This window comes from Amycolatopsis sp. WAC 04169 (assembly GCF_003947535.1).
Lineage (GTDB): Bacteria > Actinomycetota > Actinomycetes > Mycobacteriales > Pseudonocardiaceae > Amycolatopsis > Amycolatopsis keratiniphila.
The window spans coordinates 1-24,584 of sequence record NZ_QHJI01000022.1 but is presented as its reverse complement, the minus strand read 5'-3'; the positions used below and the strand labels follow the sequence as shown (position 1 = coordinate 24,584).

Here is a 24,584-nt window from a genome sequence, read left to right as displayed (position 1 = left end):
GGGGAAGGAACCGTCGATGTCGTATCCGCAGGGGCCGCAAGGGCCGCAGTGGCATCCGCAGCAGTATCCCCAGCAGCAATACCCGCACCAGCAGTATCCCCAGCAGGGTTATCCGCAGCAGGGGTACCCGCCGCCGAAGAAGGGCAACGGCCTGCTGATCGGCTTGATCGCCGGCGGTGGCGCGCTCGTGGTGGTCGTCTTCGTGATCCTCGCGTTCGTCGCGCCCGGCTTCCTGCTGAGTGACGGCAAGTCTTCGAGCTCGGCCAAGGCGACGCAGACCCCGTTGCAGCTCAACTGGGGCCCGGTGCTCGCGGGCAAGTTCATCCTCGCGGTGTTCGGCGACGAGCCCGACAAGGCCGCCGAGTCGGCCTGTGCGGACGCCAAGGACAAGGTCCGTCAGGCCGCGAAGGAGTACGGCGACCGCAACGCGTCGCTCAGCGCGAAGGATCCTCGCGAGGTGAGCCCGGACCTGATCATGGTGACGATGACCGGCACCCTGGACCGGACCGAGCCCCACAACGGGACGATGGAGGTCCGGCGAGAGGCGGGCGACAAGTACTGCATTTCCTCGGTCTCGCCCGTTCCCGCGGGGTGAGTCAGGGGAGCAGCCCCGCCCGGCGCGCGTGCGTGACGGCCTGCAACCGCGAGGTCGCGTCGAGTTTGCGCATCGCGTCCCGCAGGTAGCTCTTGACCGTCTCCGCGGTCAGGCCCAGCCGGTGCGCGATCTCGGCGTTCGTCAGCCCGAGCGCGACGAGTGAGACGGTGTCCAGTTCCCGCGGCGCGAGGCGCAGTGCCGGGGAAACCGCGCCGGTGAGGTTCTCGCACACCGCGTCGAGGCGGTCACGGAGAACGCCGTCACCGATCTGGCCGGAGAGCGCCCGTAATTCCGCGTAGACCTCGCGAAGGCGCTCACGCGGCGCGGCCTCCTCACGATGTTCGGCCAGCGGCTGTGCCTCGGCCAGCCGCTTCTCGATCTCGTCCTCGACGGCCAGCGTCTGTTCGAGATCGCGCGCGGCGTGCAGGGCGGCGGTGATGGTCCGGTCGGAAAGGGTCGCCTCGTCACGCAGGCCGCCGTAGAGCACGGCGCGGACGCGACGGCGCACGACGACCGGGATGGCGACCACCGAGTGGATGCCCTCGTCGCGGACCGGCTCGTCGTAGTCGTGACTGATCGTGGTGGCGCGGTGGTAGTCGTTGGCGACCACCGGCCTGGTCAGCGCGAGCGCCTTGCCGCCGAGGCCGCAGCCCGCGCGGACGGACAGACCGTTCAGCGCGGTGCCCCGGTTGCCGAGGAACGCGGTCAGGCGCATCCGCGGCGAGGTGCCGGCGATCCCGGCGAAACCGACCGGCAGGCCGGTGTCCCGGCGCAGGTCCGAGACCGCGCCGAGCAGCTGGGCGTCGTCGACCGGCATCGGCTCACCCTCCTCGGTGATCCCCCTCGATCGGGGGTGGTGGGCAGGTCGGGCCCGCCCGCACGATTTCCGGAACTGTACGCCTTCGCCATGCCCCGGGAGAAACGATGACCGAAGCTCACGTCCGGCGGTTGCTCGAGGTCTACGACGACGAGCGGGCCAGTGCGGCGACGCTGTTGTGCGACCGGCATCCGGCGGAGGCGGTCGCGTTCACCGTGGTCGAGGCCGATCTGACCAGTGTGGACCTCACCTACGGCGAGCTGCGTGAACGGTCGGAACGGTTCGCCGGGGCGCTGCTCGAACTCGGGATCGGGCCAGGGGACCGGGTGGCGACGCTGATGGGCAAGTCCGCGGAACTCGTGGTGGCACTGCTCGCGATCTGGCGGCTGGGCGCGGTGCACGTCCCGCTGTTCACCGCGTTCGCGCCGCCCGCCATCGCGCTGCGCATCACCGGCAACGGCACGAAGGTCGTCATCGCCGACGCCAACCAGCGTTCGAAGCTGACGCCGTCCGCCGATCTGCCCGCCGACCCGTCGCGGCGGATCGTGGTGGTCGGTGACGGCGAGGACGGCGACCTGTCGTTCCGCGAGATGCTGGCCGGCGCCGCGCCGCTGTCGGGAGCCGCGGAGACCGGTGGGGCCGGAGTCCTGGTCGAGCTGTTCACCTCCGGGACCACGGGCACGCCCAAAGCCGTCCCGATCCCCCTCCGCGCGCTCGCGGGTTTCCAGGCGTACCAGGACTTCGCGCTCGACGTCCGCGCCGACGACGTGTTCTGGAACGCCGCCGACCCGGGCTGGGCCTACGGTCTGTACTACGCGATCATGACCCCGATGGCGACCGGCAGGCGGAGCCTGTTGCTGCACGCGGGTTTCTCGGCCGAGCTGACCTGGGCGGTGCTGGAGAAGTACGGCGTCACCAACTTCGCCGCCGCGCCAACGGTGTACCGCGCGCTCCGGAATTCGGCCGCCCCGGTGCCGGACGGCCTGCGGCTGCGGCACTGTTCGTCGGCGGGCGAACCGCTGACCCCGGACGTCCTGGAGTGGGCGGAGTCGAAGCTCGGTGTCGGCGTTTACGACCACTATGGACAGACGGAACTCGGCATGGTGGTCGGCAACGCGTGGCATCCGGACCTCCGCTCGGAGGTCAAGCCCGGTTCGATGGGACGGGTCCTGCCGGGCTTCGCCGTCGAGGTCCTCCGCGAGGACGCCGACGTGGTGGCCGAGCCGGGCGAACGCGGACGCGTCGCCGTGGACCTCTCGGCGAGTCCGCTGGTGTGGTTCCGCAGCTACCGCGACGCCCCCGAGCGCACCGCCGCGCGCTTCAGCCCCGACGGCCGCTGGTACTACACCGGCGACGTGGCAGCCAAGGACGCCTCCGGTTACCTCACCTTCGCGTCGCGGGACGACGACGTCATCCTGATGGCCGGCTACCGCATCGGCCCGTTCGACGTGGAAAGCGTTCTGCAGCAGCATTCCGCGGTGGCCGAATGCGCCGTGATCGGCGTCCCGGACGAGCTGCGCGGCGAGGTGGTCGTGGCGTACGTGGTGACGCGCGACGGCGTTTCCGCCGATGCCGCACTGGTTTCCGAACTGCAGCAGCTGGTGAAGACCCGGTTCGCCGCGCATGCCTATCCGCGTGAAGTGCGTTTCGTGCCGGAGCTGCCCAAGACGCCCAGCGGGAAGATCCAGCGATTCCTCCTGCGGAAGCGGCACGCCGACTCGGAACTCGCGTGATCGGAGGCGTAACTCGCGTGATTGGGGGCGCAACACCGTGTTGCGCCCCCAATCACGCGTGATCCGCCTTCAAACACGCGAGTTGCGGCTCCGCTCACTGATCGATCGGCCAGGTTTCGTCCCGTAGCAACCGCTTGAGCACCTTTCCGGTCGCGTTCCGGGGCAGTTCCTCGACGAAGTACACGTCCCGCGGGACCGCGAAGCGGGCCAGGCGGTGGTGGATGTAGGCGCGGACGTCGTCCGCGCTCATCCGCGCGCCGCGTTTCGGGACGATGTACGCCGCGAACCGTTGCCCGAACTCGCGATCCGGCACGCCGATCACGGCGGCTTCGTGGACGCCGGGGAGGGCGACGATGGCCTCCTCGACCGGGCGCGGGGACACGTTCTCCCCACCGGACACGATCATCTCGTCCGCCCGGCCGGTGACGAAGAGGCGGCCGGCGGCGTCCTGGTAGCCGACGTCGCCGGTCGCCATCAGGTTCTCCGCCCGGGGCACGCTGGCGCCGTCGGTGTAGCCCTCGAACAGCATGTCGTTGCCGACGAAGATCTGTCCCTCCCAGCCCGGCGGGACGCGGTTGTGGTCGTCGTCGAGGATGGCGACGCGGGTGCCCGGCGGGCAGCGGCCGGCGGTGGTCGGCGCGGCGCGCAGGTCCTCGGGCGTGGCGATGCTGGCCCACGAAACCTCTGTGGAGCCGTAGAAGTTGTAGAGCACGTCGCCGAAGGTGTCCATGAACTCGGTGACGATCGTGCCCGGCAGCGCGGATCCGCTGCTGGCGACGATCCGCAGCGACGAGAGGTCGTAGCGGGTGCGGATCCGTTCCGGCAGGTCGAGAATGCGCTGCAACATGATGGGCACGGCGAACAGCACGCCGCACCGGTGTTCGGCGATGGTCCGCAGGATCTCTTCGGCGTCGAACCGGCGGATCAGCGACAGCGACGCCCGCACGGCCATCCCGATCTGCATCCCGGCGAGCCCCCAGCTGTGGAACAGCGGTGCGGCCACGACGAAACGGTCTCCGGAATGGAGCGGAATGCGGTCGAGCATGGCGGCCGACGTCGACAGTCCCTTCGGCGTCGGACGGCGTGCGCCTTTCGGAGTTCCGGTGGTGCCCGAGGTCAGCACGACGAGCCTGCCGATCCGGTCCACCGGTTTGAGTTTGGTGGCGGGGACGCCGGCGATGAACTGATCGATCGTCGGGTAGCCGTTCTCGGTCTCCGGCCAGGTGGACAACCGCAGGAAATCGCCGGGGATGTCGGCGATGACCCGCGAGAACTCGTCGTCGGCGAGCACCGCGACCGGTTTGTGCAGCCCGATCACGTCCGCGACCGCGCCGGCGGAAAGCCCGGTGTTGAGCAGGATCGCGTCCACGCCGAGTTTGCTGCACGCGATCAGCGACTCGACCATCGCGGCGTGATTGCGGCACAGCAAGGCGATCCGGTCGCGGGCGCGCACGCCGCGGGCCGCCAGCGCGTTCGCGAGCTGATTGCTGCGATCGGCCGCCTGCTTGAACGTCCGGACGTTGCGTTCGTCGTGCAGTGCGACTTCTTCGGGGACGCGGGCGGCGTTGGCCGAGTATCCGCCGGCGACGGTGGCGCCCCACTGCGAAAGCGAGGTGAGCTGCCGCGCGATCTTGTCCGGCCGCGCGGCCGCGAGCACTCCGGCCTTGATCAGCGTGCTCGCCGTGTGCAGTGTGGTGGCCTTGGTGTGCGCCGGTTCGTCCTGGGGTGACGCCGCCCGGCCCGAAAGGTGCAGATCGATCCGCCGGGCCGCGGCGCGGACGGTGCGTTTGAAGGACGCGGCGGACACGAGAGGGGAGTGCGGCGCGGGAAGCATCAGCTGCGCGAGGAGTTCCGTGCCGCCATTTGGAACCTGCCGCAGCTCGACCGAGACCCAGATGCCGTCGTTCTCGACACCGCACCACACGACGTGTTCGCCCGGCCGCCAGACGCGGGCCTCGATGTCGCCGACGACGAGCGTTCCCGGCCGCGGTTCCAGCCGGACAAGGCATCTCGGGCCGCGCCCGCGTTCGGCGGGACGCTGGATCTCGCACCAGCTGATCTCCGCGACGAACCTCGAGTAGGACTCGGGATCGCCGATCACTTCCCAAACCTGGCCGGGGGAATGCCCGAGAATCGAGCTCGCCTGGACCACATCGTCTCGCATGCGATTCGCCTCACCACGCGCGTTCGGGTGTTGACCGGGCAGCTGCCGGCGCCTCCTTCGTCGTTCAAGTTCGGCGAACCTACCAGCAATCGGCCGAACGCAATACTCCGAACGACCGCGGGTTCGCGTCCGCCCAAGGGAACCGTCTCGGAAGAGGGTAAGTGCTCGGACGGTGCTCTGCCCTCCGCCGACGGTGTTGATCGCGACGTCCGATTCTCGCCAGCCTCCGTTGCGCGAGGCGGCGAAGCTGACGAACGTGACAATTTCCACGACGGCGGCCGAGGCCGCGCACACCCGTATCGAGCCCGGAATCCTCTACTTCGGCACCCCGGTGGTGCTCCTTTCGACGGTCGACCAGGCAGGCACCGCGAACCTGGCCCCGATGTCGTCGGCGTTCTGGCTCGGCTGGCGGGGCATGCTCGGGCTGGGCGCGAAATCCAAGACGGCGCAGAATCTCATGCGCAACCGTGAATGTGTTCTGAATCTCCCTTCCGACGCGCTGGCGGCCGCCGTCGACCGGCTGGCGCTGACCACCGGAGCCGATCCGGTCCCGTCCCGTAAGTACGAACGCGGCTACCGGCACGAACCGGACAAGTTCGTCCGCGCCGGGCTGACCCCGGTCGGCTCGGAGACGGTCCGGCCGCCCCGCGTCGCGGAATGCCCGGTGACGATGGAGGCCGTCGTCGAGGCCGTGCACCCCCTCGCCGAGGACGATCCGAAACAACGCGGCGGCGTGCTCGTGTTCGAGGTGCGCGTCCAGCGCGTCCACGTTCACGACGACGTGCGGATGCCGGGCACCGAAGACCGGATCGACCCCGACCGGTGGCGGCCGCTGATCATGAGCTTCCAGAAGCTTTACGGCCTCGGTCCGCAGGTCCATCCGTCGACACTGGCGAAGATCCCGGAGCGGCTCTACCGCGGGCCCGACATCGAGCGTTCGCGGGCGAACGAAAACCGGTTCACCAACGGCAGCCAGCGCTGATAGGACCCGGCGAGCAGTGGCCACGAGTCGCCGGACAGGCCGCGTTCGAGCTTCGGCCGCAGTTCGTGGTCGTTCATCGACGACACGACCTCGAGGGCGCTGTCGCCGGGATCCGTCCCGTCGAGGTTGGTGAACCACCGGACGGCGTCCGGATGCCCGACGTGGACCGCGAGCAGCACCAGCACCGCGCGGAACGGTGCCTCGCGGTCGCCGTCGGCGAGGAAGCCGGCCAGTTCCTCTCCGGAGAAGCGCGCTCGTAGCAGGCGATACAGGTTCAGCAGTCGCTTCGCGGCCCGCGGTGACCGGATGAACGGGGCCAGCGTCGGCAGGAAGTCCAGCTCGGCCGAAGAGATCACCAGACGAGGAGGGCGAACGTCTATTGTGGACTGCTCGGACGACGGTGCCGGTTCTTCCGAGGGAAGAGACGGAGCGACCGTCGCCGGAGGGCGGTCGCCGGTGGCCCGACCCGTTCCGGCGGGTGCGGGCGCCGGGGTGGAATCCGGGGCCTCGGTTTCGGCGAGCCCGCGCACGAGCCCCGCGAACCCTGGATCGTCCATGGGGGACAACGTGAACGGCACCTGGAAGATCTTTTCGAGGTAGTTCTCGGCGAAGGTTTCCGGGTCGTCGCCGAGCATCTGCTCGTAATGCTGCTCGACGGCCTTCTTGAGCCACCGGGAGTCGACCCCCACCACGACGACGAACACCGGCAAGGCCAGCAGGAGGTGGATGGCTTCGAGGACCTGGACGACCACCTTGGGCGGGCAGCGATCGAGGTCGTCGATGTAGAGCACGGTCCGCTCGATCTTGCCGGAACCGTGCGGCACCTCGGCGAGCATCGTCGCGAACGTTTCGAGATCCTTGCGCAGCAAGGAAACCACGCCCAGATGCTCGACGTAGTCCGAGACCCGGGACTCGGCGAACGACACGAGGTCCAGCCCCGGCGCGAGTTCGGCGACCGCCTTTTCGAGCCGGTCGGATTCCGCGTCCAGTTCGGCGAGGCGCCGCTCGGTCTCTTCGTCCTCTTCGGACGGACCGCCGAGTTTGTCCAGCGCCTGGTGGATCCGTTCCGCGCTGGCGCGCATCCGCAGGACGATGGTCAGCGCGGAACTCACCACCGTGAGCCCGCCGAGCACGCCGGACACCTGCGACCGGCCGACGAGCAGCGTGACGACCAGTACCGTCACCAGCCCGCCGATCAGGACCAGCAGCGGGACGGGGTCCTGCCGGAGCCGTCGCCAGAATTCGGCGACGTCCGAACGCAGCCCGCCGGTTTCCTGGGCCAGCCGTTCGAGGTCTTCGGCGGTCGGCCGGTCGACACCGATCCTGGAGGCGATCCACGCCTTGTCCGCGTCGGTGAGGCTGTCGAAGACGGCGCGGACGTACTCGCGCGGTTTCCGTCGCCTCCGGCTCGCTTGTTTCTGCTGTGCCGTCAGGGTTCTGCGTTCGAGGCGGACCGCGCTGAGCCTGCCGAGCAGGGTCTTCTCGGTCTTGCGGCGCTCCGCGAGCAGATCGGCCTGGCGCTGGAGGTCGTTCTCGGCACCGCTCGCGGCGAGGTTGTCGAAGATATGCGTGGCGAGGCTGGCGAGCAGGTTCGCTTCGCTGTAGTGCCAGGCGTTGAAGCTGATCTGACGGACACTCGAACAGTAGGACGACACGGACTTCCCGTGCGCGCCCGCCTCGATTTCGGCCTCCCGCGCCGAATCGGCGAGTTCGCGGACGCGCAGCTGCATCTGCCGCATGAAGAAGCTCTTGCCCGAACCCCAGCTGCCGAACAGGCCGATCGACAGGGGAGGGGTGATCATCCGGGAGACCACCAGGTCGGCGAGCATGCGCACGTCGGTGCCGATGCCGAGGCGGTCGACGCCGTCGTCGGTATCCGGCCGGTAATCGGCGACGTGGGCGGCGAACGGGTCCGGGGATTGGATCGGCTTCGGCGGCCGTGATTTGGCGGGCAGGCCGGCGAGCTGCCCGGCCTGACGGACAGGCGCGGCTTCGGGGAACATCTGGTCGGCGACGAAACGCTCGCCGCCGGAAAGGCCGGCGGCGAGTCGCACGATGGTGGGGCGAAGAGGGTCGAGGGCCTCTCGCAGCACCTCGCTCTCGTACCGGTCTTCCCGGATGACTCCCAGCGCCCGGCGAGCGGTGTTCTGTCGAAGCCAGGCCGCCAGCGAGCGGGAAAGCCCGGTGTTCACGTCCAGCTCGCCGTCCAGCCAGACGACGGCGGTGGCCGCACCCCGCTGGCGAGCGAGGTCGGTGCTCCGCGGCTTGACGATCAGTTCGTAGTCCGGGTACGACGCCAGCAGCGCCTCGTAGGCGGTCCGCCGGACTCCCGAGTTGTGCTCGTAGACGATCAGCGTGAACGGGGCGGCCGACAACGCGGCCCGGACGTCCTGATCGACATCCCGCGGAAGGTAGGGGTGCAACTCCCCGCCGATGGGCAGGTTCTTCAGCAGAATCGCCGGATCGACGTCGCGCACCAGCACCATCCGTGGTCCCCTCCCAAGGCCGAACGGAAGGGCAGTCTAGAGGGCGAGTACTCAGCTGTGGGTGAAACTCCGCATCCGCTCGGTCACCGGTCGCTACGTTCGATCTCATGACTGGGGAGCGGTTGGACGGCAGGTACGTGAAGCTCTGGGCGGCCAGTACGACGTCCGCGCTGGGCAGTGGGCTCGCCACGGTGGCGGCGCCACTGCTGATCGCTTCCCGCACGGACGAACCGCTCGTGGTCTCGGGCGGATTCGCGGTGGCGTGGTTGCCTTGGCTGCTCTTCGCGCTGCCGGGCGGGGTGCTGGTCGACAGGGTGGACCGGCGGAAGCTGATGATCATCCTGGATTGGATCCGCGTACCCGTCGTCGCGCTGCTGGCCGTCGCGATCACGGCGGGGGACGTCGAAATCGCCCTGCTGTATTCGGTCCTTTTCGTGATCAACGCGAGTGAGGTCGTGTTCCGGACGGCGAGCGGGGCGATGCTGCCCGCCATCGTCCCGAAGTCGTTGCTGGAGCGGGCGAACGGACGGCTGTACGCGGGGACGACGCTGTCCCACGGCATGCTTTCCGGTCCGCTGAGCGGATTCCTGTTCGGCATCGCGGCGAGCATCCCGTTCTACGTCAACGCCGGCACGTACGCGGTCAGTGCCCTGCTGCTCGGGCTCATCGCCGGTGCCTACCGCTCGCGCCCCGGCGACGATCCCGGCGTGCGCCGTTCGATGCGGTCGGAGGTGGCCGAGGGATTTCGGTGGCTGGCCGGTCAGCGGCTGCTGCGGACCATGGTCGGGCTGATCGGCATGCTGAACCTGACACTCGTCGCGGCGACCTCGGTGCTGGTGTTGCTGGCGAAGGAGCGGCTCCAGCTGGGTGCCGTCGGATACGGCCTGCTCTTCACCTGCATGGCGGTGGGCGGGTTGCTCGGCTCGGTCACCGGGGACCGGCTGATCGCGTGGTGCACACCGACCTGGACGTTGCGGATCGGGCTGCTGATCGAGGCCGCGACCCATCTGGTGCTGGCGACGAGCACGAACGCGCCGGTGGTCGGGGTGACGTTGTTCCTGTTCGGGGTGCACGGTGCGCTGTGGGGCATCGTCGGCAGCTCCCTGCGGCAACGGCTCACCCCGCCGGACATGCTCGGCCGGGTCGGTAGCACCAGCCTGTTCATCATCGCGGGCGGCAATTGCGTCGGCGCGTTGCTCGGCGGGGCGGTGGCGTCGAAGTTCGGGCTGACGACGCCGTACTGGGCCGGTTTCGTGGTGGCGGTGCTCGTTTCCGCGCTCACTTGGCGGGTGTTCGACCGTGCAGTCGTCTCCGCGGCCTACGCGGAAGAGCCCGCTGTCAGCCGTTGATACCGGTGAGAGCGAAGAACTCCTGCCGGGAGCGGGCGTCTTCGCGGAGCGTGCCGAGCAGGGTGGAGGTGACGGTGCTCGACCCGACGGCCTGGACCCCGCGCAACGTCATGCACGAGTGCTCCGCTTCGATCACCACACCGACGCCGCGGGGTTCGAGCTGCTCTTCGAGCCAGTCCGCGACCTGCTTCGTCAGGCGCTCCTGAACCTGGGGGCGGCAAGCGAAATGCTCGACGATCCTCGCCAGCTTGGACAGGCCGAGGATCCGGTCGCCGGGCAGATAACCCACATGCGCGACGCCGACGAACGGCAGCAGGTGGTGCTCGCAGACCGACCGGACCGGGATTCCCCTGGCGAGGACGAGTTCGTCGTAGCCCTCGTCGTTGGGAAAGGTCGTGAGGTCGAACGGCCGAGGGGTGAACAGCTCGGCGTACGCGCGCGCCATGCGGCCCGGCGTGCCGCGGAGGCTCTCGGAGTCCAGCGGGATGCCCAGCGCGGTGAGGAGATCGGCGGCCGCTGCCTCGGCGGCCACCAGGTCCGGCCCCGGCCCGGTTTCATGCACAACGCGCAAGGCGGGAGTGGACATTGGGCCTCCTAGGCTGGACGTGGTCCCCAGTGGTTATTTAACCAAGACTTTTGGGTGTTTTGCCACCCGCGGGCTCATCTTACATGGTAGATCCCTGATCCAGGCTGTTCCGCCGGTTGAGATAGGCGATATCGTGGTGTACGTGACAGTGCCCGATCCGGACGGCCTCGACGTCCCCGCCATCGCCGCGGTGGCCGCTCTCGACGACGACCTTCGCCGGGGTATGTACGCCTACGCGCGGCGCGCGCGGCGCCCGGTCACCCGGGACGAGGCGGCGGCCGCGGTGGGGATCTCGCGCAAGCTCGCCGCCTTCCATCTCGACAAACTCGTGGACGCCGGCCTGCTCAGATTCGGGTTCGCGGCGGGCCCGGTGGTGAAGGTGGGCCGCAGGCCGAAGGTCTACGAACCCGTCGACGACACCATCCAGGTCCAGCTTCCCGCACGGCGGCACGAGGTCCTCGCGGGGATCCTCGCCGAGGCCGTGCTCGCCGAAGAGAGCGGCGAGACCGCGAGGGAAGCGGTGCGCCGGGTCGCGGGGGAGCGCGGCTTCGCGGTGGGCGAGGAGGAACGCGCGCGGACGCGGCCCGGCAGGCTCGGCCCCGAACGCGCGCTCACCGTGGCCGAAGGGATGCTCCGCCGCTACGGTTTCGAACCGAGCCGGGACAGCAGGACCTGCGTCCGGCTGCGGAACTGCCCGTTCCACCCGCTGGCGGCGAAGGCCCCGGACCTCGTCTGCGGGATCAACCAGGCGTTCTTGGCCGGTTTCCTGAACGGCGTCCGCGCCGGGAACGTGGAAGCGGCCCTCGTCCCCGGCGTGGCCGAGTGCTGTGTGGAGTTACGGCAGGCCGAATAACCCGGTCAGGCGGCGCCGGCGATCTGCCGTGTGGCGACGTTGAGCCGGTTCCAGGTGTTGATGGCGGCGATGGAGAGAACCAGGCTCGAGAGCTGCTTTTCGTCGTAGTGACGAGCGGCCTCGTCCCAGACCACGTTGTCGACCGGGTCGGTCCGGTCCGCGATGCGGGTGAGGGCCTCGGCCAGCGCGAGTGCAGCGCGTTCGGCGTCGGTGTAGTAGGCCGTGTCACGCCACGCGGCCACGGTGAAGATCCGCTCGTCGGACTCGCCCGCCTTGCGCATCTCCTTGGTGTGCATCTCGAGGCAGCCGCTGCATCCGTTGATCTGGCTCGCGCGGACGTGCATGAGGTAGTGCGTGGTCTTCGGGACACCGGTGTCGCCGGCCGACTCCGACAGCGCGATCAGGGCCTTGAGCGTGGCGGGGTTCGACAGGGCGGGGTTCGGGATTCGGGTTTCCATACCGTGCTGACGGATCCCGAAGCGGAGATGTGACCTACTAGGGCAGGTTTCGCCGTACCGCCTGCTCAACGCTCAGGCGGGCACCGACGCGCGATCGCGGAGCGAGACCTCCAGCTTGAAGCCTTCCGGCTTGAGAGTCAGCAGTTCCTGCACCTTCAGCCGATAGGACGGTTCGCTTCGCAGGTCGTACCGGCTCAGCAGCATGCCGAGCACCAGCGTCGCCTCGTGCAGGGCGAACTGCCGTCCGATGCAGGCGCGCTCGCCGGTTCCGAAGGGTTTGTAGACGTGTGCCGGACGGGCACGGTTGCGTTCCGGGGAGAAGCGATCCGGGTCGAAGGACTCGGGATCGTCGCCCCAGACGGGATCGCGGTGCAGCGCCGGGATGAGGACCAGGGCCCACTGCCCCTTCCGCATCGGGTACTCGCCGCCGACGACGGTGTCCACCTGGGCTTGGCGGGCGAACGCGGGCGCCGTCGGCCAGAGCCGGAGTGCTTCGTCGAGCACCCGCCGGACGTAGCGGAGCTTGGCGACCTCCTCGTAGGACGGATCCGGGTTCTCGCCCCAGACCTTGTCCACTTCGGACCGCGCGCGGGCAAGGACGTCCGGATTGCGGGCGAGGTAGTACAGGGCGAACGACAGCGCGCCCGACGTGGTTTCGTGGCCCGCCACCAGGAAGGTGATGATCTGGTGCCGGATGTTGTCCTCGTCCAGTGCCGCGCCGGTGCTCGGCTGCGTGGTGTTCAGCATGAGCCCGAGCAGGTCTTCGGTACTCGGATCGTTCCGGCGTGCCTCGATGACGTCGGCGACGACGGAGTGCAGGAACGCGAGGTCTGCTTCGTTGCGCTGGTTGGCTTTGCGGCTCAGGAGCGGGCCGATGACCGGCGGCTGGATCGCCGTCCGCTGCGCGTGCCGCAGCGTGCGGACCATCGCGGCGACGAACGGATGCGGTTCGGCGCGTTCGAACGACGAGAAGCTGTAGCCGAAGCCCGTCCGCCCGATGGTCTCCAGCGTCAGCTTGGTCATGTCGTCCGCGACGTCGACCTCGCCGCCCCTGTCCCACGTCGCCAGCAGTTCGCGGGTGATCGCCAGCATCGTGGGGTGGTAGCGCTGCATGGCGTTGCGGCTGAACGCGGGCGCGAGGATCTCGTGCGCGCGCCGCCAGTTCGGCTCTTCGTTGTGCGCGGTGAACAGCCCGTCGCCGCCGAGCGGGCGGAGATTCGCGATCGCGGGGGTGACGTGCTTCGCGAACCGCTTCTCGTCGGAGAGGTCGGCGACCATCCCGGCGCCGTGGACGAACACGATGCTGCGGCCGAACACCTTGCGCTCGAAGACAGGACCCAGCTCGGCGGCGTGCCGCATCGAATCCTGGACCGGCGTCTTCGGCGAGACGCCGAGCACGTCGCCGATCAGCGGGATCCGTCGCGGGGGATGGGGGAGAGCGGTGGCCATCGAGCCCCTCCAGGTGAGCGCTGTTGAACCGGCATCCAATAGCGAGCGTGGCCTGTTACTGAACCCGTGTCAAGTAAGTACGATGCCCGGATGGCGCCGAGTACTTCCGGGAAGCCCCGCAGCAGGCTGACCACCGCCGAGCGGCGGGAACAACTGCTGCGGATCGGTGCCCGCCTGTTCGCGGAGCGGCCGTACGACGACGTGTGGATCGAGCAGGTCGCGGACATCGCCGAAGTGTCCCGAGGGCTGCTGTACCACTACTTCCCGACGAAACGGGACTTCGTCACCGAGGTCATCAGGTCACAGGGCGAACGCCTGCTCGAGATGACCAAGTCCGACCCCACGCTGCCGGTCGAAGAGCAGCTGACGGCCGGCCTCGACGCGTACCTCCGCTACGTCGAAGCCAACGAGGACGGGTACCGGGCGCTGCACTCGGGCACGTCGATCGCCGTCGACGGCGTCCGCGAGGTCCTGGACAACAACTTCGCCGAACAGGGCCGCCGCATCCTCGAAGTGCTGTGCCCGGACGGCGAGCCACCGGAGGCCCTGCGGGTGCTCGTCCGCGGTTGGCTGGCCTTCGTCGTGGCGGTCTGCCTCGACTGGCTCAAGTACCGGAGACTGACCCGGGAGGAGATCCGGGATCTGTGCGCGAAGGCGTTGCTCGACATCGTCGACCTGCCAACATGACCTCGGCGCGTTCCTCGATCAGCCTCATCCGCGCGAGCCGCTCGCCGTCGTCGTTGTGCGCCGCGGACTTGGTGACCTGTCCGGGCCACTTGCGGTAGAACATGCCGCACGTGGCGATGAAGTAGCCGTCCGAGCAGGCGTTGGCGGCGAGGATCAGCCCGGTGTCCTCCGACGCGGGCAGCGCCATCCAGCCGCCGAGGTCCAGCAGCAGTTCGCGGCGGATGCACAAGGTCCCGGCCACCACCGACGAGACGTAGCCGTTGCGCTGCCAGTGCCGCAGGATCGCGCCGCGCTCGATGGGCCCCTCGTCGGGGTCGCTGTCGAAGCCGGCCGTGGTCCCGTCCGGAAGGAGGTCGAGGACCCGGCAAGTGGTCCAGCCGATCGCGGGGTCCGCGAGCGCGGCGATGTCCCGCGAGAGCGCCCCGGGCGCCAGGAGGTCGTCCGCGTCGAGGGCTTTGATCAGCTCCCCGGAGGAGCGCGACAGGGCCATCATCCGCGCGACCCCGGGGCCGCCCCGGCGGCCCGAGCCGGGCAGCACCCGTGCGTCCGCGGGAAGGGCGCCGTCGAGCAGTCCGGTCTCGCCGTCCTCCTGCACCAGCCATTCCCAGGCCCAGCCCGGCGGGAGTTCCTGCGCGGCGAGGGATTCGTACGCCTCGGTCAGGTACGGCAGGCTCGGCGGATGGACCGGGGTGATCACGCTGATGGTCGGCATGATCAGGCCGGGCGCCGGGCGGTGATCAGGAGGTGTTCCTCCGGCGGGGTCCCCGGCTCGTCGGCGGTGAAGACCTCGGAGTGCGTGCCGGTGACCTCCAGCCCGGCCGCCTCGACCCGCCGGACGAGGTCGTCCGGCGCGAAACTGGTCACCAGGAACGAGTGGTTGAAGAACTCCGCCGGAGCGTCCTCGGCGTCCTTCGGAATTGTGATCAGAGCGAAAAGACCTCCCGGGACCAGCCAACGCGCGATGTCGGCGAGTACGGCTTCGGTGTCCTTGCGGGGCATCTGGAGGAACGGGAAGAAGGCGCAGACGGCTTCCCAGGTCTCGGGTGGCGAGGTCCACTCGCGAACATCGGCGTGCACGAACGTGGCGGCCGGAACCTGCTCGCGCGCGATGTCGATCATCACCGACGAAACATCCAGCCCGGTCACCCGATGGCCTGCGGACGACAGGTCCCCGGCGACCGGCTTTCCGGTACCGCTGCCGATGTCGAGCACCCTCGACGAGGGTGGCAGGGCGTCCAGCAGATGCCGCACCGCCCGGTCGACCGCCGGAGCCCGCCCGAAGACGTCTTCGTAGTCGGAACCGATGGCGTCGAACAGTTCCGCCGCGGTGACGGGTCGGTCCATTGCGCAGCTCCCCGGATCGAGTGGATCTTCCTCGGGCGAATCTACCGCTGCCTCGGGTCGCCGTCTCGCGTCCTCAAAGGAAGTGGCTGTTTAGACTGGGGCGGACGGAGTTCCTGGGGTTTGGGGTTCAGATGAGCGTGTCGAGTGACGAGTTCCACCGGATGCTGAAGACGCTCGCCGACGTCGAGCGCTCCGACGCGAAGGAGTGGGAGTCGTACAGCGTGCGCGGGAAGCGGTTCGGCTACTACTGGCCGCGGACCCAGACCGTCGGCCTGAAGCAGACCCTCTCGGAGCAGGAAGCCCTCGTGGCCGAACGGCCCGACGTCTTCGAGGTGCAGTTCACGGCCGGGGGATTCGGCTGGGTGGTGGTCTACCTCGACGGCATCGAATCCGACGAGCTCACCGAATTGGTCTACGAGGCGTGGCGGCTTTCCGCTCCCGAGGAACTCGTCGCCCAGGTTCCGCCGCCCTGCTGACCGTTAGCGCATTCGTGTGTTGACGCGCGTCACCCTTTTCGTGGGGAACGTTTTCGGTGTCGTGGCGTTGTAGAGGGTGTCGGTACGGATGGTGCCCCCGGGCCTCACCCTTCGCCTTCATGGAATACCGGTCCGGCCGGAGCCATGTCGTGCCTTTCGCCGAGAGGCGGCCCACCGTATCGGCCTTTGCTCCCGCTCCCGCTCGCAGGCAACCCCCAGGCCTTCGCTGAGCGGGAGCGGGTCTTTTTTGTTCGTTGTAGACGCGGGTCACATCGATCCGGGCTCGCCGCCGGGGAACATTTCCGGCGGTGGAGCGTTGTAGAGAGTGTCGGTACGGATGGTGCCCCCGGGCCTCACCCTTCGCCTTCACGGAATACCGGTCCGGCCGGAGCCGTGTCGAGCCACTCGCCGAGAGGCGGCCCCCGTACCGGCCACAAACTCCCGCTTCCTGCTCGCAGGAACCCCCAGCCTTCGCTGAGCGGAAGCGGGACCTTTTCTTTCTGCGGGGGATTGTCTCCATTCGATCGAGGAGAACGAGCCGCAGTTAGTCGACTGAATGCGGAACAAAGCCCTCGTGAGTGGTAAGGACGGTTAGAACCGTCCTTACCGCTCACGAGCCAGCCCACCCAACCGCCGCCGCCGAATCAGGACTCCACAAGAGCCCCGTCGGCCAATCGAACCCGCCGATCCACCTTGATCTCCTTCAGGAACCGTTCATCGTGGCTCACCACCACGAAGGCCCCCTGATAGGCACCCAGCGCGCTCTCCAGCTGTCCGACGCTGACCAGGTCCAGATTGTTGGTCGGTTCGTCCAGCAGGAGCAGTTGCGGCGCGGGTTCGGCGAACAGGACGCAGGCCAGCGTGGCTCGCAGGCGCTCGCCGCCGGAGAGCACGCCGACGGGAAGCTGGCTTCGCGCGCCCCGGAACAGGAAGCGGGCGAGGAGGGTCATCCGCTGCGACTCGGGGAGGCTCGGGGCGAACGTGGCGAAGTTCTCGGCGATGGTCCGGTCGAGGTCCAGCAGATCGAGCCGCTGGGAGAGGTACGCGATCCGGCCCTCCGACCGCTTCAGCACGCCGCTGTCCGGGACGAGGTCGCCGTTGAGCACCCGCAGGAGCGTCGACTTCCCCGTACCGTTCCCGCCGGTCAGCGCGATCCGCTCGGGGCCGCGGATCGTCAGGTCGACGCCGTCGCCCGCGAAGACGTTCCGGTCGCCGTAGCGGACTTGGATGTGCTCGCCGTGGAACATCGTGCGCCCGGCGGGGACGTTGGTGCCCGGCAGGATCAGCGAGATCTTGTGATCGTCGCGAAGGGAGCGTTCGGCCTCGTCGAGACGGTTCTTCGCGTCGCTGACGCGGGCCGCGTGCGTCTCGTTCGCCTTGCCGGCGGACTCCTGGGCGTTGCGTTTCATGGTGCCGGCGAAGATCTTCGGCAGACCGGCGTTGCCGAGGTTGCGGGCCGCGTTGCCCGCCCGCCGCGCCGCCCGTTCGCGCGCCTGCTGCATCTCCCGCTTCTCGCGTTTGACCTCTTGCTCGGCACTGCGGACGTTGCGTTCGGCGACCTCCTGCTCGGCCTTGACCGCCGCTTCGTACTGGGTGAAGTTCCCGCCGTGGTACCGGAGATCGCCACGGTCGAGCTCGGCGATCCGGTCCATCCGGTCGAGCAGTTCCCGGTCGTGACTCACCAGCAGCAGGCAGCCGGACCAGTCCTCGAGCACGCCGTAGAGCTTGCGGCGGGCGTCCAGGTCGAGGTTGTTGGTCGGTTCGTCCAGCAGCAGGACGTCCGGCCGTTTGAGCAGCTGGGCGGCCAGGCCGAGGGAGATGATCTGCCCGCCGCTCAACGTCCGCAGGCTCCGGTCCAGCGAGATGCCGTCGAGGCCGAGCCGGTCGAGTTGCGCGCGGGTGCGTTCCTCGATGTCCCAGTCGGTCCCGATGGTGGTGAAGTGCTCGTCGCTCGCGTCACCGGACTCGATGGCGCTCAGTGCCGCGAGCTGCGGCGCGATGCCCAGCACTTCGGCCACGTTCAGGTCGGCGGTGAGCGGCAGCGACTGCGGAAGATAGCCGAGGACTCCCTGGACGGAGACGGATCCGGAGAGCGGCCGCAGCTCACCGGCGATCAGTTTGAGAAGCGTGCTCTTGCCCGCCCCGTTCGGCGCGACCAGGCCGGTGCGGCCTCCGGGCACGGTGAAGGACAGGTCGTCGAAGACCTGGGTGTCGTCCGGCCAGGCGAACGACAAAGCGGACACGACGACGAAGGCGTCTGACATGGAAATGACCTCGTGAAAGACAGCGGGCGCCGCAAGGCAGCACCGCGGTGGACGTGGCTTCAAGGGGACGACAAAGTGGCCACTTCGGCGTCAACGCCGGTGGCCTGCCAACTCCGGCTCACCCGGAGATGTCGTCTTCACCTGCCACGTCTGGTCTCCCTGTTTCTCGATCAGGTCCGCTCCACGATAACAAGACCCGCCGGGACGCGGCCACCGCAATCCCGGCGGGGTGACTCAGCTCAGCCCGTTCAGGCTGATCGTTCTGGCATACCAGAGCGCACTCCGCTTCGGCGTCCGCCGCTGGGTCTCGTAGTCGACGTGCACGAGGCCGAACCGCTTGGCATACCCCTCGGCCCACTCGAAGTTGTCGAGCAGCGACCAGTAGAAGTAGCCGCGCAGGTCGACGCCCGCCTCGATCGCGTCGTGCGCGGCGCGCAGATGCGAGTCGAGGAAGGCGATCCGGTCGGTGTCCGCGATGTCCCCGGCGATCAGCGCGTCGGGATACGACGCGCCGTTTTCGGTGATGTACAACGGGATCGGCCGATAGTCGCGGTGGACCTGCAGCAGGCATTCGGTGAGCCGCGACGGCTGGACCTCCCAGCCCGAGTCGGTGCGCGGCGCCGCCTCGTCGGGGACGAAATGGACGTCGGGGGCGCCGAGCCAGTCGGCGCCCGCCGGTTCACTGCCGGGCAGGGGAGTGCCCGCGACCTGGTAGCCGCGGTAGTAGTTGATGCCCAGCCAATCGATCGGGGCGGCGATGGTCTCGAGATCGCCGTCCCGGACGAGTTCCTCGATGCCGAGCGGTGCCAGGTCGGCCCGCAGATCCGCGGGGTAGGAGCCACGAAGCACCTGATCCAGGAACAACCGGTTCTGCAGGCCATCGATCCGGCGCGCCGCCTCCGCGTCCACAGTGGACGACGGGTCGACCGCCGACACCGGATACAGGTTCAGCGTCACCCCCGACGACGCGGCCGGGGCATGCCGCCGCAGGACGTCCATCGCGAGCCCGTGCCCGAGCAGCAGATGGTGCGCGGCCGCGACGGCGGCGCGGGGTTCCTGCCTTCCGGGCGCGTGGATCCCGCGCGCGTAGCCCAGCATCGCGGCGCACCACGGCTCGTTCAGGGTGGACCAGCGCGGCACACGGTCACCCAGTCGAGCGACGACCGTTTCGGCGTATTCGGCGAACCGGAACGCGGTCTCGCGTGCCGCCCAGCCGCCCTGGTCTTCCAGGGACTGGGGGAGATCCCAGTGATACAGCGTCGCCCAGGGTTCCACTCCGGCTTCGAGCAGCTTGTCGACGAGCCGGTCGTAGAACGCGAGCCCCCGCGGGTTCGGGGCGCCGCCGTCGGGCCGGATCCGGGGCCACGACAGGGAGAACCGGTACGCGCCGAGCCCGAGCCGCCGCATCAGGTCGACGTCTTCGGCATAGCGCCGGTAATGATCGGCGCCGGGCTCCCCGGTGTCGCCGCCGACGACGGCGCCCGGGCGACGGGCGAAGACGTCCCAGATCGAGTCGGTCCGGCCGTCGGCGGAAGTCGCCCCTTCGACCTGGAAGGCCGCGGTGGCGGCGCCCCACACGAATCCGGGCGGGAACAGCAGCGCGGTCTTCGCCCGGACACTGTCGGGATGAGCGGACATGGTCACCCTTTCACGGCACCTTGTATGATCCCGGCCACGATCTGGCGGCCGAGGAGGAGGAAGACGATGAGGATCGGGATGGTGGCCAGGGTGGTTCCGGCCAGCACCAGCGAATAGTCGACGTAGTAACCGCTCTGCAGCTTCTCCAGGGCCAGCTGGACGGTGGGGTTGCCGGCGTCCAGCACCACGAGCGGCCAGAGGAAGTCGTTCCACGACGTCATGAACGTGAACATCGCCAGGATCGCCGCCGCCGGGCGGACCGCGGGCAGGCAGACGTTCCAGAAGATCCGGATCATGCTGCAGCCGTCGACCCGGGCCGCCTCGATCAGTTCGTACGGCACCGCGTCCAGCGTGTACTGCCGCATCCAGAAGACGCCGAACGCGGTCACCAGGTTCGGCACGATCACCGACTGCAACCCGCCCGCCCAGCCGAATTCCGACATGGCCATGAACAGCGGGATGATGCCGAGCTGGGTCGGCACGGCGAGGGTGATGACGATGAACACGAACAGCCCGTTCCGGCCGCGGAACCGCAGTTTGGCGAACGCGAACCCGGCGAGCGCCGAGAACAGCACCGTGGTGAGGGTGACCGTGCCGGACACGATCAGGCTGTTCGCGAGCGCCTTCCAGAACGGCACCGTGTCGAACACCCTCGCCGCGTTGGCGAAGAAGTTCCCGCCCGGCAGGAAGGGCGGCACGCGCTCGGTGAGCATCCCGCTGTCCCGGCTGGCCACCAGGAACGACCAGTAGAACGGGAAGAGCGAGCCCAGCACGAAGATCGTGAGCACGACGTAGGTCGCCCGGCGTGGTTTGCCGAGCGCCGACACGCCCCGTTTGAGTCCATTGTGGATCGTGGTCATTTCTTCTTCACCGCCGTGAGCCTGCCGGTGAGGAAGAAGTTCACCAGCGCGATCAGCACGATGATCACGAACAGCACCCACGCGATCGCCGAGGCGTAGCCGAGTTCGTAGTTCTCGAAGGCCGTTTGGTACAGGTACAGCGTCACCGTCTGGAACTGGTTGGACGAGCCGCCGTTGTTCGAGCCCGGCATGGCGTCGAACAGCTTGGGCTCGGTGAAGATCTGCAGGCCGCCGATGGTCGAGGTGATCGTGACGAAGATCAGCGTCGGCTTCAGCAAGGGCAGCGTGATGCTGAAGAACCGGCGCGCGGTCCCCGCGCCGTCGATGAGGGCGGCCTCGTGCAGTTCCTTCGGGATGGCCTGCATCGCCGCCAGCACGATCAGCGCGTTGTACCCGGTCCAGCGCCAGTTCACCATGATCGCGATCGCGACATGGCTGCTGAAGCGGCCGGCCTGCCAGTCGACCGGGTCCAGCCCGAGCGTCTGGAGCAGACCGTTGACCAGCCCGTACTTCGGCCCGAACAGGTTCGCGAAGATGATCCCGAGCGCCACCAGGCTGGCGGCGTAGGGGAGCAGGACGCCGACGCGCCAGCCGGTCGCCCCGCGGATCCTGGCGCTGAGCAGCGCCGCCAGGAGCACCGCGATGATCAGCTGCGGAACGCTGGAGAGCAGGAAGATGCTGACGGTGTTCTCGAGCGCGTTCCAGAACTGCGTGTCGGCGAACAGTTCCTTGAAGTTGTCCATGCCGATGAAGGTGGGATCGTCATCGCCCGCCTCCCAGCTGAACAAGGACACGTACGCCGTGTACAGCAGCGGGAACAACCCGACGATCCCGAACACCACGAAGAACGGGGCGATGTAGAGGTACGGCGAGACCTTGACGTCCCACCGGCTCAGCCGATGGCGGAGGGTGGGCCGGGACGGCGTGCGCGCCCCGGCCTTCTCCGCGTCCGGCGCGATCTTGTCGACGACGGTCATCGGTCAGCGCGTGATCTTCTTCGCGGCGTCGAGCAGTTGCGTCCAGCCCTCGGCCGCGGACTTGCCCTGTTCGACGGCCTGCAGTGCCGGGCTTGACGCGTTCTCCTGGATCTGGCCGTCACCGGGGCCCTTGTACTGCGGCTTCGCGACCTTCTTGGCCTGCTCGGCGAACAACTGCCCGATCTTGGCGCCACCGAAGTACGCGTCGGTCTCGCTCAGCAGCGCCGGGTCCTCCAGCGCCTTGGCCTGGCTGGGGAAGGTGCCCTTCGCCTTGAACGCCTTGATCTGCTGCTCGGGCGCGGTCAGCCAGGCGGCGAGTTCGGCCGCCTCCTTCGGGTGCTTCGACTGCGTGGGCACGGTGAGATACGAACCGCCCCAGTTGCCGCCGCCACCGGGGAACGCCGCGGTGACCGCCCACTTGCCGGCGTTCTCCGGGCCGGAGTGCTCCTCGATCACACCGAGCATCCAGGCGGGGCACACCTTCGTGGCGAAGGCGCCCTGCTTGAACCCGGAGTTCCACTCGTTGCTGAACGCGGTGAGCTTGGCCGACTGTCCTTTCGCGACGGCGCCGGTCACCTTGGTCCACGCGTCCTTGATGCCCTGGTTGGTTTCCACCGCGAGCTTGTCGTCGGTGCCGATGTAGCCGGTGGGGAGCTGGTTGACCATGGCGTTGAAATTCTGCGCGGCCGAGTCGAACCACGCCTTCCCGCCGGTCTTGGCGACGTACTGCTCACCCGCCGCGAAGTAGCTGTCCCAGGTCGCGAACAGCGGTTTGACCGCTTCGGGGTCGGACGGCATCCCCGCCGCTTCGAGCATGTCCTTGCGGTAGCACATGGCCAGCGGGCCGATATCCGTCCCGTAGCCGATGACCTTGCCGTCCTTGGTCTTCGCCGCGTCGTACTTCCACCCGAGCCAGCGGTCGGGGGACACCTCGCCCGGGCCGATCTTGGTCAGGTCGTTGAACTTCGAACCCTTGTCGAGGACGTTCGACAGGTGCCCTTCCTCGACGGCGGTGACGTCGGCGAGTCCGGAACCGGCGGCCAGTTTCGTGATCAGGTCCTGGTGGTACGGCCCGCCCTGACCGGTCTTGCGATGGGTGATCTTGATGTTCGGGTGCAGCCGCTCGTACTCGGGGATCAGCTCCTCGTAGCCGAACTCGGTGAACGTCGCCAGTGACAGTTCGACCTTCGCGTTCGGGTCCGACGCGGCGGGCGCGCCGTCGTCGTCACCGCCGCACGCCGCCAGTCCGAACGTCGTCATCGTGATACCCAGTGCCAGCACCAGGCCGTTCCGGATGCTTCTCACGTCGTAGTCCCTTGCTGATGGGGTGAGAGAGAATGGGAGCGCTCCCAGGATGGGCAGAGTCTGTCGTCAAGGTTTGGCCGTGTCAATAGCTTGTAATGAGAGTGTTTCCGACAGGGGAGCGCTCTCAGTGCGATGGCCCGCCGGACACTAAGCTGTCGGTGTCCGGATGGAACTGAAGAGTGAAGGTGGCGCTGGTGGGGCCTCGACCAGGGGAAGACGGCAGGCCGACGCTGGAAGACGTCGCCGCGTCGGCCGGGGTCAGCCGGTCGACGGCGTCCCGTGCGCTGAACGACGACGGCTACGTCAGCGCGCGCTCCCGCGAGAAGGTCCAGGCCGCTGCCCGCGAACTCGGGTACTCCCCGAATCAGGCGGCGAGATCCCTGGTGACCAAGCGGACCGGCGCGGTCGCGGTGGTCCTTTCGGAGCCGGAGGCGCGGCTGCTCGACGACCCGTACCGCACCGCGGTCATGCGTGCGGGCTATCGCGAGCTCGCCGACATCGGCTGTCAGATGGTCTTGATCTTCAGCGACACCCGTGAGGACCTCGACCGCACGGTCCGGTTCCTCGACGGCGGGCACGTCGACGGGGTGCTGGTGTTCGCGCCGCATCGCACCGACCCGCTGCCCAAGGCGTTGCGGCAGTTGAGGATCCCGGTGGTGTACGGCGGGCAGGCCGCCGGGCTCAAACGCGGTGTCCACGTCGTCGACTTCGACAACGAGGGCGGCGCGAAGCTCGCCGTCGCGCATCTGGTCGAGGCCGGCCACCGGCGGATCGCCACGATCGCGGGCCCGCAGGACCAGAGTGCGGCGATCGACCGGCTCTCCGGCTGGCGCAAGACCCTCCTCGACGCCGGGCTCGACCCAGCGGACCTGATGGAGGAGGGCGACTTCACCCTGACCGGCGGGGCGAAGGCGATGTCGAACCTGCTCGCGCGGCGCCCCGACCTCGACGCGGTCTTCGTGGCCAGCGACATGATGGCCCTCGGCGCGCTCCGCACGCTGCATTCCGCCGGACGGCGGATTCCCGCGGACGTCGCCGTCGTCAGCTTCGACGACAACGCGACCCTCGCGCCGGAGATGGACCCGCCGCTGACATCGGTCCACCAGGACCCGCGGGAACAGGTCCACGCGATGGTCGAAACCCTGCTCGCGGTGATGGACGACCGGGATCTCAAGCCCCGACAGCGGATCTTGCCGGTCTCGCTCACGCGTCGCGCCTCCAGCTGAGCCGGGGGGTCGTGAGTGGCGTTTCGGGTTCTAACCCGAATTGCCACTCACGAGGCTCCTTGTGCGGAGATGGTCGACACGCGTGACTGGATGGACGACACGCGTGACTGGTTGGACGACACGCGTGACTGGTTGGACGGCACGGCGAGTCGTCCCTCGGGACACATGTGTCGTCCAGGCAGTCACGTGGAGTTGCCCCTTGGGGGCGGACACCTTGATTCCAGACAGGGGTCTGGAGGGAGGATGTCCTGGTGTCCCGCAGGTCGAAGTATCCGGAGCAGTTCCGTCGTGACGCCATCGAGCTGGTGAACTCCAGTGACCGGCCGTTGCGGCAG

General features: G+C 68.6%; 21 protein-coding genes. 8 read left to right on the top strand and 13 right to left on the bottom strand.

The features are described 5' to 3' along the window. Positions 1-16: 16 nt before the first annotated feature. Positions 17-595: a hypothetical protein gene (locus tag DMC61_RS40400; RefSeq protein WP_125695696.1), complete on the top strand. Its 579-nt coding sequence runs from the start codon at positions 17-19 to the stop codon at positions 593-595. 1 nt (position 596) lies between these two features. Here the strand turns inward: DMC61_RS40400 and DMC61_RS40395 are convergent, their stop codons facing one another. Next, positions 597-1,412, bottom strand: coding sequence for a helix-turn-helix transcriptional regulator (locus DMC61_RS40395; RefSeq protein ID WP_016334677.1), 816 nt, complete (start codon positions 1,410-1,412; stop codon positions 597-599). 107 nt (positions 1,413-1,519) lie between these two features. Between DMC61_RS40395 and DMC61_RS40390 the strand changes: the two genes are divergently transcribed. Next, positions 1,520-3,145 (top strand): AMP-binding protein, encoded by a 1,626-nt coding sequence (locus tag DMC61_RS40390; RefSeq protein ID WP_125695695.1) that lies wholly within the window; start codon positions 1,520-1,522, stop codon positions 3,143-3,145. Between the two features lie 94 nt (positions 3,146-3,239). Here DMC61_RS40390 and DMC61_RS40385 read toward each other — a convergent pair whose 3' ends face one another. Further along, the gene (locus DMC61_RS40385; RefSeq protein ID WP_125695694.1) at positions 3,240-5,309 is read right to left on the bottom strand and encodes an AMP-binding protein; all 2,070 of its coding nucleotides are present in this window, start codon (positions 5,307-5,309) and stop codon (positions 3,240-3,242) included. A 256-nt stretch (positions 5,310-5,565) separates the two neighbouring features. Between DMC61_RS40385 and DMC61_RS40380 the strand changes: the two genes are divergently transcribed. Beyond that, positions 5,566-6,291: a flavin reductase family protein gene (locus tag DMC61_RS40380; RefSeq protein ID WP_199750226.1), complete on the top strand. Its 726-nt coding sequence runs from the start codon at positions 5,566-5,568 to the stop codon at positions 6,289-6,291. Here the strand turns inward: DMC61_RS40380 and DMC61_RS40375 are convergent. After that, on the bottom strand, positions 6,222-8,777 hold the full coding sequence (locus DMC61_RS40375; RefSeq protein WP_125695693.1) for a P-loop NTPase fold protein: 2,556 nt from the start codon (positions 8,775-8,777) through the stop codon (positions 6,222-6,224). The genes DMC61_RS40380 and DMC61_RS40375 overlap by 70 nt on opposite strands. Before the next feature lie 107 nt (positions 8,778-8,884). Between DMC61_RS40375 and DMC61_RS40370 the strand changes: the two genes are divergently transcribed. Then, positions 8,885-10,126, top strand: coding sequence for an MFS transporter (locus DMC61_RS40370; protein WP_125695692.1), 1,242 nt, complete (start codon positions 8,885-8,887; stop codon positions 10,124-10,126). On the opposite strand, the gene folE is transcribed toward DMC61_RS40370, so the two are convergent. Beyond that, on the bottom strand, positions 10,116-10,712 hold the full coding sequence (gene folE, locus DMC61_RS40365) for a GTP cyclohydrolase I FolE (protein ID WP_016334671.1): 597 nt from the start codon (positions 10,710-10,712) through the stop codon (positions 10,116-10,118). The genes DMC61_RS40370 and folE overlap by 11 nt on opposite strands. 136 nt (positions 10,713-10,848) lie before the next feature. On the opposite strand from folE, the gene DMC61_RS40360 reads away from it, so the two are divergent. Beyond that, the gene (locus DMC61_RS40360) at positions 10,849-11,565 is read left to right on the top strand and encodes a metalloregulator ArsR/SmtB family transcription factor (RefSeq protein WP_125695716.1); all 717 of its coding nucleotides are present in this window, start codon (positions 10,849-10,851) and stop codon (positions 11,563-11,565) included. A 5-nt stretch (positions 11,566-11,570) separates the two neighbouring features. On the opposite strand, the gene DMC61_RS40355 is transcribed toward DMC61_RS40360, so the two are convergent. Together DMC61_RS40355 and DMC61_RS40350 are read right to left on the bottom strand one after the other, a co-directional pair. After that, on the bottom strand, positions 11,571-12,023 hold the full coding sequence (locus DMC61_RS40355; RefSeq protein ID WP_125695691.1) for a carboxymuconolactone decarboxylase family protein: 453 nt from the start codon (positions 12,021-12,023) through the stop codon (positions 11,571-11,573). Positions 12,024-12,095: 72 nt separating this feature from the next. After that, positions 12,096-13,472, bottom strand: coding sequence for a cytochrome P450 (locus DMC61_RS40350; protein WP_125695690.1), 1,377 nt, complete (start codon positions 13,470-13,472; stop codon positions 12,096-12,098). 90 nt (positions 13,473-13,562) lie between these two features. Between DMC61_RS40350 and DMC61_RS40345 the strand changes: the two genes are divergently transcribed. Further along, positions 13,563-14,159 (top strand): TetR/AcrR family transcriptional regulator, encoded by a 597-nt coding sequence (locus tag DMC61_RS40345; RefSeq protein ID WP_125695689.1) that lies wholly within the window; start codon positions 13,563-13,565, stop codon positions 14,157-14,159. Here the strand turns inward: DMC61_RS40345 and DMC61_RS40340 are convergent. Then, positions 14,077-14,871 (bottom strand): glycosyltransferase, encoded by a 795-nt coding sequence (locus DMC61_RS40340; RefSeq protein WP_199750225.1) that lies wholly within the window; start codon positions 14,869-14,871, stop codon positions 14,077-14,079. The genes DMC61_RS40345 and DMC61_RS40340 overlap by 83 nt on opposite strands. A 2-nt stretch (positions 14,872-14,873) precedes the next feature. Further along, positions 14,874-15,503, bottom strand: a complete 630-nt coding sequence (locus DMC61_RS40335) for a class I SAM-dependent methyltransferase (protein ID WP_016334666.1) — start codon at positions 15,501-15,503, stop codon at positions 14,874-14,876. 131 nt (positions 15,504-15,634) lie between these two features. On the opposite strand from DMC61_RS40335, the gene DMC61_RS40330 reads away from it, so the two are divergent. After that, positions 15,635-15,979, top strand: a complete 345-nt coding sequence (locus tag DMC61_RS40330) for an MmcQ/YjbR family DNA-binding protein (protein WP_016334665.1) — start codon at positions 15,635-15,637, stop codon at positions 15,977-15,979. 644 nt (positions 15,980-16,623) lie between these two features. Here the strand turns inward: DMC61_RS40330 and abc-f are convergent. The 5 genes from abc-f to DMC61_RS40305 form a co-directional block, all read right to left on the bottom strand. Continuing rightward, entirely contained in the window at positions 16,624-18,243 is a 1,620-nt protein-coding gene (gene abc-f / locus DMC61_RS40325; RefSeq protein ID WP_125695688.1) for a ribosomal protection-like ABC-F family protein, read from the bottom strand. Between the two features lie 234 nt (positions 18,244-18,477). Continuing rightward, positions 18,478-19,887: a GH1 family beta-glucosidase gene (locus tag DMC61_RS40320; RefSeq protein WP_370456454.1), complete on the bottom strand. Its 1,410-nt coding sequence runs from the start codon at positions 19,885-19,887 to the stop codon at positions 18,478-18,480. Then, entirely contained in the window at positions 19,884-20,741 is an 858-nt protein-coding gene (locus DMC61_RS40315) for a carbohydrate ABC transporter permease (protein WP_125695687.1), read from the bottom strand. Before DMC61_RS40315 ends, DMC61_RS40320 begins: the two co-directional genes overlap by 4 nt. Beyond that, positions 20,738-21,718 carry a carbohydrate ABC transporter permease gene (locus DMC61_RS40310; protein WP_125695686.1) on the bottom strand — a complete coding sequence of 327 codons (981 nt, stop codon included), beginning with the start codon at positions 21,716-21,718 and terminating at the stop codon, positions 20,738-20,740. The genes DMC61_RS40315 and DMC61_RS40310 overlap by 4 nt, the downstream gene beginning before the upstream one ends. Positions 21,719-21,721: 3 nt before the next feature. Then, on the bottom strand, positions 21,722-23,023 hold the full coding sequence (locus DMC61_RS40305) for an ABC transporter substrate-binding protein (RefSeq protein WP_125695685.1): 1,302 nt from the start codon (positions 23,021-23,023) through the stop codon (positions 21,722-21,724). Between the two features lie 179 nt (positions 23,024-23,202). On the opposite strand from DMC61_RS40305, the gene DMC61_RS40300 reads away from it, so the two are divergent. Then, entirely contained in the window at positions 23,203-24,249 is a 1,047-nt protein-coding gene (locus DMC61_RS40300; RefSeq protein WP_199750224.1) for a LacI family DNA-binding transcriptional regulator, read from the top strand. Positions 24,250-24,584: the final 335 nt, after the last annotated feature.